This is a genomic window from Paenibacillus sp. FSL R7-0297, from assembly GCF_038009025.1.
Classification (GTDB): domain Bacteria; phylum Bacillota; class Bacilli; order Paenibacillales; family Paenibacillaceae; genus Paenibacillus_AQ.
This window is the reverse complement of the sequence record NZ_JBBPAQ010000001.1, coordinates 1,072,198-1,086,505: the sequence shown is the minus strand read 5'-3', so window position 1 is coordinate 1,086,505 and position 14,308 is coordinate 1,072,198. Positions and strand designations below refer to the sequence as shown.

At 50.4% G+C, this 14,308-nt stretch carries 7 protein-coding genes and 3 rRNA genes; 9 read left to right on the top strand and 1 reads right to left on the bottom strand.

Annotated elements, in window-relative coordinates:
• Window positions 1–42 precede the first annotated feature (42 nt).
• The 4 genes from yaaA to gyrB are packed head-to-tail and all read left to right on the top strand — an operon-like array spanning window position 43 to window position 3,634.
• Window positions 43–270, top strand: a complete 228-nt coding sequence (gene yaaA / locus MKZ24_RS04645) for a S4 domain-containing protein YaaA (RefSeq protein ID WP_039295744.1) — start codon at window positions 43–45, stop codon at window positions 268–270.
• A 23-nt stretch (window positions 271–293) separates the two neighbouring features.
• Window positions 294–1,412 (top strand): DNA replication/repair protein RecF, encoded by a 1,119-nt coding sequence (gene recF / locus MKZ24_RS04640; RefSeq protein ID WP_042231378.1) that lies wholly within the window; start codon window positions 294–296, stop codon window positions 1,410–1,412.
• Between the two features lie 16 nt (window positions 1,413–1,428).
• On the top strand, window positions 1,429–1,677 hold the full coding sequence (remB, locus tag MKZ24_RS04635) for an extracellular matrix regulator RemB (protein ID WP_039295738.1): 249 nt from the start codon (window positions 1,429–1,431) through the stop codon (window positions 1,675–1,677).
• A gap of 46 nt (window positions 1,678–1,723) precedes the next feature.
• Window positions 1,724–3,634, top strand: a complete 1,911-nt coding sequence (gyrB, locus tag MKZ24_RS04630; protein ID WP_042132667.1) for a DNA topoisomerase (ATP-hydrolyzing) subunit B — start codon at window positions 1,724–1,726, stop codon at window positions 3,632–3,634.
• Between the two features lie 90 nt (window positions 3,635–3,724).
• Here the strand turns inward: gyrB and MKZ24_RS04625 are convergent, their stop codons facing one another.
• Window positions 3,725–4,612 (bottom strand): YheC/YheD family protein, encoded by an 888-nt coding sequence (locus tag MKZ24_RS04625; RefSeq protein ID WP_042231381.1) that lies wholly within the window; start codon window positions 4,610–4,612, stop codon window positions 3,725–3,727.
• A 343-nt stretch (window positions 4,613–4,955) separates the two neighbouring features.
• On the opposite strand from MKZ24_RS04625, the gene gyrA reads away from it, so the two are divergent.
• From gyrA to rrf, 5 genes are all read left to right on the top strand, one after another.
• Window positions 4,956–7,502, top strand: a complete 2,547-nt coding sequence (gene gyrA, locus MKZ24_RS04620) for a DNA gyrase subunit A (RefSeq protein ID WP_340781464.1) — start codon at window positions 4,956–4,958, stop codon at window positions 7,500–7,502.
• A 149-nt stretch (window positions 7,503–7,651) separates the two neighbouring features.
• Window positions 7,652–8,752, top strand: coding sequence for an HD-GYP domain-containing protein (locus MKZ24_RS04615; protein WP_042231385.1), 1,101 nt, complete (start codon window positions 7,652–7,654; stop codon window positions 8,750–8,752).
• A gap of 378 nt (window positions 8,753–9,130) precedes the next feature.
• A 16S ribosomal RNA gene (locus MKZ24_RS04610) occupies window positions 9,131–10,688 on the top strand.
• A gap of 386 nt (window positions 10,689–11,074) precedes the next feature.
• A 23S ribosomal RNA gene (locus MKZ24_RS04605) occupies window positions 11,075–14,003 on the top strand.
• Between the two features lie 127 nt (window positions 14,004–14,130).
• A 5S ribosomal RNA gene (gene rrf / locus MKZ24_RS04600) occupies window positions 14,131–14,247 on the top strand.
• Together the 16S, 23S and 5S rRNA genes form the textbook arrangement of a ribosomal RNA operon.
• Window positions 14,248–14,308: the final 61 nt, after the last annotated feature.

Below are 14,308 nucleotides of genomic sequence, written 5' to 3'. Positions count from 1 at the left end.
CTGTCCATGGCCTGTGGATAAGTGGTGGAAAGGACAAAAAAGATGAAAAAAATAGTTATCCACAGTGGATATATCAAGCTGGACCAGTTTTTGAAGCTGGCAGATTGTGTATCCACAGGTGGTATGGCCAAAGCGCTGCTGCAGGAAGGGCACGTACAAGTGAACGGGGAGAAAGAAGAACGGCGTGGCAGAAAGCTCTACCCGGGTGATAAGATAGAGGTACAGGATAACGGCGTATTCGAGGTTGAAGGCGGCGGAGTCAAAGAGTAGTACACCCAAGGAGGCACAGGGTCTTGTTTGTCAAAAATATCGGTCTGCAGTATTACCGCAACTATGGGCTGCTGCGCCTTACGAGCCTGGGCGATGTAAACCTCATTCTCGGTCAGAACGCCCAAGGCAAAACAAATCTCATGGAGGCTTTGTTCGTCCTGGCGATGACCAAAAGCCACCGTACCTCCAAGGACAAGGAACTCATATCCTTCGATGCTCCTGCAGGTTCCGCACAGATTGTGGCCGAAGTGGAGCGCAAATACGGTGATCTTAAACTGGAGCTTACCCTGTCACCCCAAGGCAAAAAAGCCAGAATTAACGGACTGGAGCAGCGCCGGCTTAGTGAATTCGTAGGTTCACTGAATGTGGTGATGTTTGCTCCGGAGGATCTCGAGATTGTCAAAGGCACCCCGGGCATCAGGCGCCGGTTCCTTGACATGGAGATTGGACAGGTCCAGCCCAGCTACCTGTTTCATCTGCAGCAATACCAGAAGGTGCTGCTCCAAAGAGGGAATCTGCTGAAGCAGCTATGGGGAAAAGAAGCTGCCGGCAAGGAGCTTCTGGAGATATGGGATGCGCAACTTATAGAGCATGGTGTTAAAATCGTCAAAAAAAGGAAACAATTCATAAAGAAGCTGCAGATATGGGCAGAAAGCATCCATCGCGGCATTACAAACGGCGGAGAAGAGCTCAAACTGCTCTATGTCCCCTCTTTCGGTGAGCGCGAAGAGGAAGATGAAGCTGTCTTATTGGACAAATTTATGTTAAAGTTATCACAAACAAGAGATCAGGAAATCAGGCGCGGCATGACGCTGACGGGTCCCCATAGGGATGACCTGTCCTTTTTTATCAACGGAAGAGAAGCTCAGGTCTACGGTTCCCAGGGACAGCAACGTACGGCAGCTTTATCGCTCAAGCTGGCGGAAATTGAACTGATCCATGAGGAGATCGGAGAGTATCCTGTGCTGCTTCTTGATGATGTTTTGTCCGAACTTGATCCCTATCGTCAGACCCAGCTTATCGAAACATTTCAAAGCAAGGTACAGACCTTCATCACCGCCACCGGTGTAGAGGGACTGAATGCCGATAAATTAAAAGGCGCAAGCCTGTATCATGTGCACGGCGGCACAGTGGAGCTATAAAGAGCGGAGGAAGACCATGTATATTCATTTGGGTGGAGAGAAAATTATTCGATCCTCAGAGTTAATTGCTATATTTGATATATCGATTGAGAAGTCCTCCAAGGTGTCGAAGCAATTTATGACTCATTCCCAGCAGGATAAGAAGCTGGAGCGCATTGGTGAAGAGGAAGCGAAGTCTATTGTCGTCACCAAGAATACTGTCTACTACTCCCCTATCTCCTCCTCCACTCTCAAAAAAAGAGCCAAAATCTTGTTAGAAATATAATGTTTCGGTAGTTACAGGAGATAATCTGAAAGAAGTAGGTGAAGGCATGTCAATGAATCAACCGACATATGATGAGAGCCAGATTCAGGTACTGGAAGGGCTGGAAGCGGTTCGGAAACGTCCCGGCATGTACATTGGCTCCACTAGCGCCAAAGGTCTGCATCATTTGGTCTGGGAGGTTGTCGATAATAGTATCGATGAGGCGCTGGCAGGTTTTTGCGACCGGATTCAAGTGAAAATTCATGAAGATAACAGTGTGACTGTTATTGATAACGGCCGGGGAATACCTGTCGGCGAGAACGTAAAGCTGAAGAAATCCACGCTTGAAGTCGTTATGACTGTCCTGCATGCAGGCGGTAAATTTGGCGGCGGGGGTTACAAGGTTTCCGGCGGTCTTCACGGTGTGGGGATCTCGGTAGTTAACGCACTGTCCGAGAAGGTAGTTGTAACGGTCAAACGTGACGGACATGTCTACCAGCAGGAATACAGACGCGGTGCGCCGCAATATGATATCAAGGTAATCGGTGATACCGAGGAGACAGGGACAACAACAACCTTCCATCCGGATCCGGAGATCTTTACCGAGACCACTGTGTTTGAATATTCCACTCTGCTTACCCGCATCCGCGAGCTTGCCTTCCTGAACAAGGGCATTGAGCTGTCTCTGCTGGATGAACGGACCGGAGTCTCCAATACGTTCAAGTATGACGGCGGTATTGTGGAGTATGTGAAGTATCTCAACGAGAAAAAAGAAGCCCTGCATGATGACCCGATCTACGTGGAAGGCTCACGGGATATGATCGCTGTTGAAGTGGCTCTCCAATATAACGATTCTTATACAGAGAACATCTATTCCTTCGCCAACAATATCAACACCCATGAGGGCGGAACGCATGAATCCGGCTTCAAGAGTGCTTTGACGCGGATTATCAATGATTATGCCCGCAAGGCAGGCGTGATCAAGGACAGCAGCCAGAATCTTACCGGAGATGATGTCCGTGAAGGTCTGACGGCGATTATTTCCGTCAAAATTCCTGAGCCGCAGTTTGAAGGCCAAACCAAGACCAAGCTGGGGAACAGTGAAGTCCGCGGGATCGTCGAATCTCTGTTCGGCGAGAAGCTGCAGGAGTTCCTGGAAGAGAATCCTGCTGTCTCACGCAAGGTGCTGGAGAAGTCGCTGCAGGCTTCCCGTGCCCGTGAAGCGGCCCGCAAGGCCCGTGAGCTGACCCGCCGTAAGAGTGCCCTAGAAGTCAGCGCCCTTCCGGGCAAGCTGGCTGACTGCTCCTCCAAGGATGCGTCGATCAGTGAGCTGTACATCGTCGAAGGTGACTCTGCGGGCGGATCGGCCAAGCAAGGCCGTGACCGTCATTTCCAAGCGATCCTGCCGCTGCGCGGTAAGATTCTGAACGTAGAGAAAGCCCGGCTCGACCGGATCTTGTCCAATGCGGAAATCCGGGCGATTATTACCGCTCTTGGGACTAGCATCAGCGATGATTTCGATCTGTCCAAAGCACGTTACCACAAGGTTGTAATTATGACCGATGCGGACGTCGACGGTGCCCACATCAGAACATTGCTGCTGACGTTCTTCTACCGCTACATGCGGAAGATTGTCGATGCCGGATATATCTATATCGCCCAGCCTCCGTTGTTCAAGATCGAACGCAACAAAGTCATCCGCTATGCGCAGACCGAGAAGGAACGCGATGAGATCATTGCCGGCTTTGGTGAGAACGTCAAAGTAAACGTTCAGCGCTACAAAGGTCTGGGTGAGATGAATGCTGCACAGCTCTGGGATACTACAATGGATCCTGAGAGCCGCACGATGCTGCAGGTAACGATTGAGGATGCGATGCTGGCTGACAGCATTTTCGATACACTGATGGGTGACAACGTTGAGCCGCGCCGTGAATTCATTCAGGAGCATGCCCAATCGGTCAAAAATCTCGACATTTAAGCGTAAGCTGTATAACGAACCTCCGGTTTTCTCCCTTATAGGGGGGACCGGAGGTTTTTTAATGCAGGGAGAGAGTTTTTTGGCGTAACTTTAATGCTTGAGTGTTCGTCTGCGGCGGTAGGTTGGGGACGGGTGGGTGCGTTTCAAACGTCCATAGGCAACAGCATAGCGGTGGATTCTGCGGTAAATGGCTTTGTTCGGAAACATTTTGAAGACGATGATCGAAGGCAGCGTATTAACTTCAAGCAGCCATAGATCATGATGCTGATCCATCGCCACATCCAGTCCGATTTCTTTGAGGCCCGGATAGGCAGTTTCCAGCTGGGACCCGATTCTAACCCCCAGTGATTTCAACTGCTGGATGGTTGCCGTCATTTCTTCAGGCGTCATATGTTCTTTGAACAGGGCATCTACCGAAAAAATGCTGCCTCCATTGTGATAGTTGGTGACCACCTTTTGCGGCGCAGCCACCCGCCCGAGCATGCCTGTAGTCTCCCAGGATCCCTGAAGATTCTTCTGGGTCAATACCCGTAGGTCAAATGGCCGGTCCTGATGCTGAAGCAAATCAATGCCTTGCTGAACGAGATAAGAACGTCCCTTAATCCGCGGCAATAGGGCAGCATGAAGCTCTTCCGGTGTATTGAAGATTTCTGCATCCTTGGCGTATCTCAGAATATACATCAGCTTGGGTTCTGCTGGTGCTTCCGCTTCACATGTTAAAGGTTCTGTTTCCGGTTGGCTTAAATCCGGCTGCTGCTCGCTTGGGCTTAAATGAACTACCCGCTGTTCAGCTCTCATGACTCCGCTGCCGTAGGTGCCGCGGTCCGGTTTGATATATACCGTTCCGTACAGACCCAGCAGCTCTTTCAAATCTTCCAGGGCGTATTTACGTGTTTCCGGAATGAAGACCGAGAGCAGGCGGTTCTGAAGAATGACTTTCGTTTTTGCCCACTTGCTGGACACGCGCTGAATCCTCATTTTCTGCCTCCTTGGGTAGTTGTGCGGTTGCCGGTTTCGCCACAGATGAACGTATATCCGTTTGTTCATCTGTGGCGAATTTTCAGGACAATCTAACTAAACAATGTTATAATATAAGGATATGGGGTTATGCTTTTTTGGACGAAATCAGGGTCATAGAGCCATTCTTCTAGTCTTTACAGTCTATGTACTGAAGACACCAGCGGAAAGGGCGTATATCCTTATCCGTACTAAAAGAAAATCAATATAGAAGATAAAAGGCTATCATGTTTAATTGTGCTGCTTTTGTGAAAGTAATATAATAAAGGGTAGCGGTTTTTAACTGAAGGAGGTCCACCAACTCATGGCTGAACAAAATAACCCGCAAATCAGGGATCGGGACATTGGCGTGGAAATGCGCGAATCCTTTATGGATTACGCAATGAGCATCATTGTAAGCCGGGCTTTGCCGGATGTGCGGGACGGACTTAAGCCTGTTCACCGACGCATTTTGTTTGCGATGTCGGAACTTGGAATGTCCTCGGATAAACCTCACAAGAAATCAGCGAGAATCGTCGGTGAGGTTATCGGTAAGTATCACCCTCACGGTGACTCGGCGGTTTATGAAACAATGGTACGTATGGCACAGGATTTCTCCATGCGCTATATGCTCGTAGACGGCCACGGAAACTTCGGCTCTATTGACGGAGATATGGCAGCTGCGATGCGTTATACCGAAGCGAGGCTGTCCAAAATTGCGGGAGAAATGCTCCGCGATCTGAACAAAGAAACGGTTGATTTCGCTCCCAACTATGACGGTGAAGAGCATGAGCCTGTAGTATTGCCGGCGCGTTACCCTAACCTGCTTGTGAACGGGGTTTCGGGGATTGCGGTCGGTATGGCTACCAATATTCCTCCGCACAATCTGGGCGAGGTCATTGATGGTGTGCAGGCAATGATCAAGAATCCTGAGATTACGCCTATGGAGCTTATGGAATATATTCAAGGTCCGGATTTCCCAACGGCTGGTTATATTTTGGGCCGTGAAGGTATCCGTCAGGCTTACCGCACTGGACGCGGGTCGGTTACTATGCGTGCCAAAGCGACGATTGAAGAGAATAACGGTAAAGCGCGGATTATTGTGCACGAGCTTCCTTACCAGGTCAACAAAGCCAGACTGGTTGAGAAGATTGCTGAATTGGTGCGTGAGAAACGTATCGAAGGCATTACGGATCTGCGTGATGAATCTGACCGTAACGGAATGCGTGTAGTCGTTGAAATGAGACGTGATGTGAATCCTAGCGTCGTGCTCAACAACCTCTACAAACATACCTCCATGCAGTCTACCTTCGGGATCAACATGCTGGCTATTGTCAATAATGAACCGAAGATTCTGAACCTGCGTGATGTGCTGTATCATTATTTGCAGCATCAGATCGAAGTTATCCGCCGCCGGACCGTGTTTGACCTGAAGAAGGCGGAAGCCCGGGCGCATATTCTGGAAGGGCTGCGTGTTGCCCTCGATCATCTGGATGAGGTCATTGCTCTTATCCGTGCTTCACGGACAACAGATATTGCCCGTGAAGGCTTGATGGAGACCTTCAGTCTAAGCGTGGAGCAGGCGCAAGCGATCCTAGATATGCGGATGCAGCGCCTTACCGGTCTGGAACGTGAGAAGATCGAGAATGAATATAACGAACTGCTCGCCAAAATCACTGAATACAAGGAGATTCTGGCTAACGAGCATCTCGTACTGGAGATTATCAGCAATGAGCTGCAGGAGATTCGTGATAAGTACTCGGATGACCGCCGAACGGAAATTACGGTTGGGGAAGAGAGTATTCTCGATGAGGATCTGATTCCGCGTGAAGAGGTTGTAATCACGATTACACATACCGGTTACATCAAACGTCTTCCGGTCAGCACTTACCGCAGCCAGAAGCGCGGCGGCCGCGGGGTGATCGGGATGGACACCAAGGACCAGGACTTTGTGGAGCATCTCTTCGTGAGTAACTCCCACAATTACCTGATGTTCTTCACCGACAAGGGTAAAGTGTACCGGATTAAGGCTTATGAGATTCCGGAGCTCGGACGTACCGCCCGGGGAACGCCGATCATCAACCTGATCCAGATTGAGCAGGGCGAGAAGATTAGTGCGGTAATCCAGGTAGAGGAAGCGGACAGCGACAAATACCTGTTCTTCGCTACCCGTGAGGGAATCGTGAAGAAGACGCCTCTGGAAGACTACAACAACATCCGCAAGGGCGGTCTGATAGCGATCAATCTGCGTGAGGAAGATTCACTGATCGAAGTGAAGCTGACAGATGGAGAGCAGAATCTGATTATCGGTACGGCACGCGGAATGTCGATTACTTTCTCGGAGAGCGATGTCCGTTCCATGGGCCGTAGTGCTACAGGAGTTAAAGGGATCACGCTGGATGACAATGACCATGTCATTGGTATGGACTGCGTAGATAAGGATCTTGAAGTGCTGATCGTAACAACCAAGGGTTATGGTAAACGTACGCCTGCCGGCGACTATCGTTCCCAGACACGCGGGGGTAAAGGCATCAAGACCATTAACCTTACCGATAAGAACGGTCCGGTAGTCGGGCTGAAGGTTGTCAAGACAGATGAGGACTTGATGATTATCACGACCAGCGGTACCCTGATCCGGACCAGTATGGATGGAATTTCTACCATGGGCCGGTACGCACAGGGCGTTAAGCTGATTAACATCCGTGAGGATGATGCAGTGGCTACGCTCTGCAGAGCGGATAAAGAGGAAGATGACTTGTCTGAGCAAGAGGACGGCGAAGAAATTCAAGGTGCAGTAGTGGAAGGCGATGGCGAAGTCAGCGAGCCTGAAGCGGAAACTGATACCGGGAACGAAGACGATAGCATCGAATAATCCTTTGCAGCAAAAGCATGAGTTTCTGATTATAGAAGCTCATGCTTTTTTTAATTTTGTAGAATGGGAATCCTCTATCTAGCCGCTTGCCGGGTTCCATACTATAATTAGAGAACTAGAGGTGTCAGAGAAATAAAGGGGCTGAATTTATGCCAAATATATCCGTTGGAGAGATCAAGGCGGGATCAAAGATTATTAAGGATGTAATCACTCCTTTGGGAGGAGTGTTATTCGGTAAAGGCAAGATCATACTTCCGCGGGATATTGAGATTCTCCAAGCTTTTTTGATAGGACAAGTTGAAATTGAGGGAGTTCAGGGAGAGGACAAAGCGCCAGAAGTCTCCAAGCCGCCAGCAAAGCAGCAGACTGCCAAAACAGGTGCACTGATCAATGAATCCGTACTGGCCAAAAGTAATTCTCCGCTTCATGATGAGTATGAGAAAATGCTGGTGCTTATTAAGCAGAGCTATCGTGCAGCAACCGCAGCGGTACTTCCGATTTTTGAATTGCGGAGCCAACTGGAGCTGCTGATCAGCCATTTGAAGGATTATCATGTCCTGAAGTTTGCACCGCGTGTCCTGTTTGACCAGGAGTATAATTATCATAACGCTGTATTGTCTGCCTTAACTTCATATAAAATTGCCCAGTGGTGCGGATATCCGCAAAAGGATTGGATGCAGGCTGCCTTTGCCGGCTTGCTTCATGATATAGGTAACATTAAGGTAGATGAGACTTTGCTACACAAACCGACTCCCCTGACGGGCGCGGAGATAGAAGAAGTACGCAGGCATACCACTTATGGCTACCAGCTGCTGCGTAATGTTACAGCAATCAACGAAGGCGTCAGATTAGCCGCCCTGCAGCATCATGAGAAGATCGACGGTTCCGGTTATCCGCTTAAGCTGGAAGGCACTCAGATTCACTTCTATGCCAAGATTGTTGCAGTAGCTGATATCTTCCATGCCATGACGCTTGAAAAAGCCTACAGAAAGGCTCAGTCGCCTTATCTGGTACTGGAGCAGATTCAGAAGGAGAGCTTCGGGAAGCTCGACCCGGTTATTGTACAAACCTTCATTCAAAAAACAACGGATCTGTATAATGGAACACGGATACGGCTCAGCGACGGGCGTCACGGAGAAATCATCTTCACGGATCGCACTAATCCCACAAGACCAATGGTTCAGGTAGAGGGCAAGATCGTGAATCTGGTCAATGAACGGGAGCTGCATATTCAGGAGATTATCGCTTAGGTGGTAAGCGGGTATGATTTACAGAAGCTATGTCATCTGTGGCTGGCTGTGGCCGGGCGTTTATAAGGAGCATAGCTTTTAAATTTGATTTCAAAATACTGCTTGCAAAAAGAATCTATACATGATATATTCTATTTCTGGCCGCGAAACATCAACGCCGAGCTCGAAAAGAAGTTGAAAAAAAGAGCTTGCATTGATCGGTTGGATGTGATATATTATAAGAGTTGCTGGTGACGCGGTAGTCGTCGCTGACAACGAGCTTGATCTTTGAAAACTGAACAACGAGTGAGTATCGGAAATCACGAAAGTGACTTCCAAGATAGAGAATGAAAATTCTCGTCAGATGTTTCAAAATGAGCAATCGCTCTTTCTAAAACCAATTTGGAGAGTTTGATCCTGGCTCAGGACGAACGCTGGCGGCATGCCTAATACATGCAAGTCGAGCGGAGTTCATTTGAAAGCTTGCTTTCAAATGAATTTAGCGGCGGACGGGTGAGTAACACGTAGGCAACCTGCCCTCAAGACTGGGATAACTACCGGAAACGGTAGCTAATACCGGATAATTTCTTTCCTCTCCTGAAGAGAGAATGAAAGGCGGAGCAATCTGCCACTTGGGGATGGGCCTGCGGCGCATTAGCTAGTTGGTGGGGTAACGGCTCACCAAGGCGACGATGCGTAGCCGACCTGAGAGGGTGAACGGCCACACTGGGACTGAGACACGGCCCAGACTCCTACGGGAGGCAGCAGTAGGGAATCTTCCGCAATGGGCGAAAGCCTGACGGAGCAATGCCGCGTGAGTGATGAAGGTTTTCGGATCGTAAAGCTCTGTTGCCAGGGAAGAACGTCCGGTAGAGTAACTGCTACCGGAGTGACGGTACCTGAGAAGAAAGCCCCGGCTAACTACGTGCCAGCAGCCGCGGTAATACGTAGGGGGCAAGCGTTGTCCGGAATTATTGGGCGTAAAGCGCGCGCAGGCGGTCATTTAAGTCTGGTGTTTAAACCTTGGGCTCAACCTGGGGTCGCACTGGAAACTGGGTGACTTGAGTACAGAAGAGGAAAGTGGAATTCCACGTGTAGCGGTGAAATGCGTAGATATGTGGAGGAACACCAGTGGCGAAGGCGACTTTCTGGGCTGTAACTGACGCTGAGGCGCGAAAGCGTGGGGAGCAAACAGGATTAGATACCCTGGTAGTCCACGCCGTAAACGATGAGTGCTAGGTGTTAGGGGTTTCGATACCCTTGGTGCCGAAGTTAACACAGTAAGCACTCCGCCTGGGGAGTACGGTCGCAAGACTGAAACTCAAAGGAATTGACGGGGACCCGCACAAGCAGTGGAGTATGTGGTTTAATTCGAAGCAACGCGAAGAACCTTACCAGGTCTTGACATCCCGATGAAAGCATTAGAGATAGTGCCCCTCTTCGGAGCATCGGAGACAGGTGGTGCATGGTTGTCGTCAGCTCGTGTCGTGAGATGTTGGGTTAAGTCCCGCAACGAGCGCAACCCTTGACTTTAGTTGCCAGCAGGTAAGGCTGGGCACTCTAGAGTGACTGCCGGTGACAAACCGGAGGAAGGTGGGGATGACGTCAAATCATCATGCCCCTTATGACCTGGGCTACACACGTACTACAATGGCCGGTACAACGGGAAGCGAAACCGCGAGGTGGAGCCAATCCCAGCAAAGCCGGTCTCAGTTCGGATTGCAGGCTGCAACTCGCCTGCATGAAGTCGGAATTGCTAGTAATCGCGGATCAGCATGCCGCGGTGAATACGTTCCCGGGTCTTGTACACACCGCCCGTCACACCACGAGAGTTTACAACACCCGAAGTCGGTGGGGTAACCCGCAAGGGAGCCAGCCGCCGAAGGTGGGGTAGATGATTGGGGTGAAGTCGTAACAAGGTAGCCGTATCGGAAGGTGCGGCTGGATCACCTCCTTTCTATGGAGAATCGTTTCCTGCAACGGAAACATTCAAATCGGAAGCTAAAGCTTCCACAACGAACCTTAGGGTTCAAACACTCACTCGTTGGTCAGTTTTGAGAGTTTAAGCTCTCATCTTTAAACTGTCTGAATTTTCGAACATCACAGTCGTGATTGTCCCGAAATTTCAGCACCTTGATCCTTGAAAACTGGATACCGAAACGAATTTGCGTTTTAGAACATCTTTTAGCTGAAACTTGTGTAAGCAAGTTGAAATAGTTATTAGTGCAGAACGAAGGTTTTCGATTGTGCAGCGACCTTTGGCTTTGAATGTGTTGGTGAATGGAGCAATCCATGAGCAGTATTCAAAACAAGATGAGCAAGCAAGCGAAACACCGGAGTGACGGTTAAGCTAATAAGAGCACACGGAGGATGCCTAGGCGCCAGGAGCCGACGAAGGACGTGGCGAACAACGAAACTGCCTCGGGGAGCTGTAAGCAAGCTTTGATCCGGGGGTGTCCGAATGGGGAAACCCAGCTGTGGTAATTCGCAGTTACTCGTATCTGAATACATAGGATACGCAGAGGCAGACCAGGGGAACTGAAACATCTAAGTACCCTGAGGAAGAGAAAACAATAGTGATTCCGTCAGTAGCGGCGAGCGAACGCGGAACAGCCTAAACCAAGGGGCTTGCCCCTTGGGGTTGTGGGACGTCTCACATGGAGTTACAAAGGAATATGGTAGGTGAAGAGGTCTGGAAAGGCCCGCGATAGAGGTAAAAGCCCTGTAGCCTAAACTGTGTTCTCTCCGAGACGGATCCCGAGTAGTGCGGGGCACGTGAAACCCCGTATGAATCCAGCAGGACCATCTGCTAAGGCTAAATACTACCTGGCGACCGATAGTGAAACAGTACCGTGAGGGAAAGGTGAAAAGCACCCCGGAAGGGGAGTGAAATAGAACCTGAAACCGTGTGCTTACAAAAAGTCAGAGCCCTATTACTGGGTGATGGCGTGCCTTTTGTAGAATGAACCGGCGAGTTACGTTTAACATGCAAGGTTAAGTCGAGAAGACGGAGCCGCAGCGAAAGCGAGTCTGAATAGGGCGAATGAGTATGTGGACGTAGACCCGAAACCGTGTGATCTACCCCTGTCCAGGGTGAAGGTGCGGTAACACGCACTGGAGGCCCGAACCCACGCATGTTGAAAAATGCGGGGATGAGGTGGGGGTAGCGGAGAAATTCCAATCGAACTCGGAGATAGCTGGTTCTCCCCGAAATAGCTTTAGGGCTAGCCTCGGTGAATGGAGTGGTGGAGGTAGAGCACTGATTGGGTGCGGGGCCCGCAAGGGTTACCAAGCTCAGTCAAACTCCGAATGCCATTAACTTCTTGCCGGGAGTCAGACAGTGAGTGCTAAGATCCATTGTCAAAAGGGAAACAGCCCAGACCATCAGCTAAGGTCCCCAAGTGTGTGTTAAGTGGGAAAGGATGTGGAGTTGCACAGACAACCAGGATGTTGGCTTAGAAGCAGCCACCATTGAAAGAGTGCGTAATAGCTCACTGGTCGAGTGACTCTGCGCCGAAAATGTAACGGGGCTAAACACACCACCGAAGCTATGGCTAGATACTTTGTATCTGGGGTAGGGGAGCGTTGTATGTGGGTTGAAGGTGTACCGTAAGGAGCGCTGGACAGCATACAAGTGAGAATGCCGGTATGAGTAACGAAAAGATCAGTGAGAATCTGATCCGCCGAAAGCCCAAGGTTTCCTGAGGAAGGCTCGTCCGCTCAGGGTAAGTCGGGACCTAAGGCGAGGCCGAAAGGCGTAGTCGAAGGACAACAGTTTGAAATTACTGTACCACCGTAATCCGCTATGAGCGATGGGGTGACGCAGGAGGGTAGTGACGCGGACTGATGGATGTGTCCGTCTAAGCAGTGAGGCTGATGTGTAGGCAAATCCGCACATCATTAAGGCTGGGCTGTGATGGGGAGCGAAAATTGTAGTAGCGAAGGTCATGATCTCACACTGCCAAGAAAAGCCTCTAGCCAGGAGAAGGTGCCCGTACCGCAAACCGACACAGGTAGGCGAGAAGAGAATTCTAAGGCGCGCGGAAGAACTCTCGTTAAGGAACTCGGCAAAATGACCTCGTAACTTCGGGAGAAGAGGTGCCTCGGTAGGGTGAATAGCCCGAGGGGGCCGCAGTGAAAAGGCCCAAGCGACTGTTTAGCAAAAACACAGGTCTGTGCGAAGCCGCAAGGCGAAGTATACGGGCTGACGCCTGCCCGGTGCTGGAAGGTTAAGGGGAGTGGTTAGGGGCAACCCGAAGCTGTGAACCGAAGCCCCAGTAAACGGCGGCCGTAACTATAACGGTCCTAAGGTAGCGAAATTCCTTGTCAGGTAAATTCTGACCCGCACGAATGGCGTAACGACTTGGGCGCTGTCTCAACGAGAGATCCGGTGAAATTTTAATACCTGTGAAGATGCAGGTTACCCGCGACAAGACGGAAAGACCCCATGGAGCTTTACTGCAGCTTGATATTGAATTTGGGTACGATCTGTACAGGATAGGTGGGAGCCGTTGAGGCAGGAGCGCAAGCTTCTGCGGAGGCGCCGTTGGGATACCACCCTGATCGTATCTAGGTTCTAACCTAGTACCCTAAGCGGGTACGGGGACCGTGTCAGGCGGGCAGTTTGACTGGGGCGGTCGCCTCCTAAAGAGTAACGGAGGCGTTCAAAGGTTCCCTCAGAATGGTTGGAAATCATTCGCAGAGTGCAAAGGCATAAGGGAGCTTGACTGCGAGACCTACAAGTCGAGCAGGGACGAAAGTCGGACTTAGTGATCCGGTGGTACCGCATGGAAGGGCCATCGCTCAACGGATAAAAGCTACCCTGGGGATAACAGGCTTATCTCCCCCAAGAGTCCACATCGACGGGGAGGTTTGGCACCTCGATGTCGGCTCATCGCATCCTGGGGCTGAAGTAGGTCCCAAGGGTTGGGCTGTTCGCCCATTAAAGCGGTACGCGAGCTGGGTTCAGAACGTCGTGAGACAGTTCGGTCCCTATCTGTCGTGGGCGCAGGAAATTTGAGAGGAGCTGTCCTTAGTACGAGAGGACCGGGATGGACGTACCGCTGGTGCATCAGTTGTTCCGCCAGGAGCATGGCTGAGTAGCTACGTACGGACGGGATAAGCGCTGAAAGCATCTAAGCGTGAAGCCCCCCTCAAGATGAGATTTCCCAACTAGTAAGACCCCTTGAAGACGACGAGGTAGATAGGTTGGAGGTGGAAGTGCAGCAATGCATGGAGCTGACCAATACTAATCGGTCGAGGGCTTATCCAAATTTCTTAGAGCGCAGATTCGTTTCGGATTCAGTTTTCAGGCGATCAAGCCTGTACGCCATGAAATTCATTCACACATCCGTGATGAACCGAATTTCAAGCGGCAGCGTCTGTTTCACAGACGCATGTTTGGTGGCGATAGCGGAGGGGTTCCACGCGTACCCATCCCGAACACGACCGTTAAGCCCTCCAGCGCCGATGGTACTTGGACCGAAGGGTCCTGGGAGAGTAGGACGCCGCCAAGCACATGAGCCATTGTTGAGCAATCGACAATGGCTTTTTTGTATATATATTGAGAAAAAGAGG

Excerpts from the sequence above, each read along its gene's own strand:
- yaaA (WP_039295744.1), top strand. The coding sequence starts at position 43 with ATGAAAAAAATAGTTATCCACAGTGGATATATCAAGCTGGACCAGTTT.
- remB (WP_039295738.1), top strand. The coding sequence starts at position 1,429 with ATGTATATTCATTTGGGTGGAGAGAAAATTATTCGATCCTCAGAGTTA.
- gyrB (WP_042132667.1), top strand. The coding sequence starts at position 1,724 with ATGTCAATGAATCAACCGACATATGATGAGAGCCAGATTCAGGTACTG.
- MKZ24_RS04625 (WP_042231381.1), bottom strand. The coding sequence starts at position 4,612 with ATGAGGATTCAGCGCGTGTCCAGCAAGTGGGCAAAAACGAAAGTCATT.
- gyrA (WP_340781464.1), top strand. The coding sequence starts at position 4,956 with ATGGCTGAACAAAATAACCCGCAAATCAGGGATCGGGACATTGGCGTG.
- MKZ24_RS04615 (WP_042231385.1), top strand. The coding sequence starts at position 7,652 with ATGCCAAATATATCCGTTGGAGAGATCAAGGCGGGATCAAAGATTATT.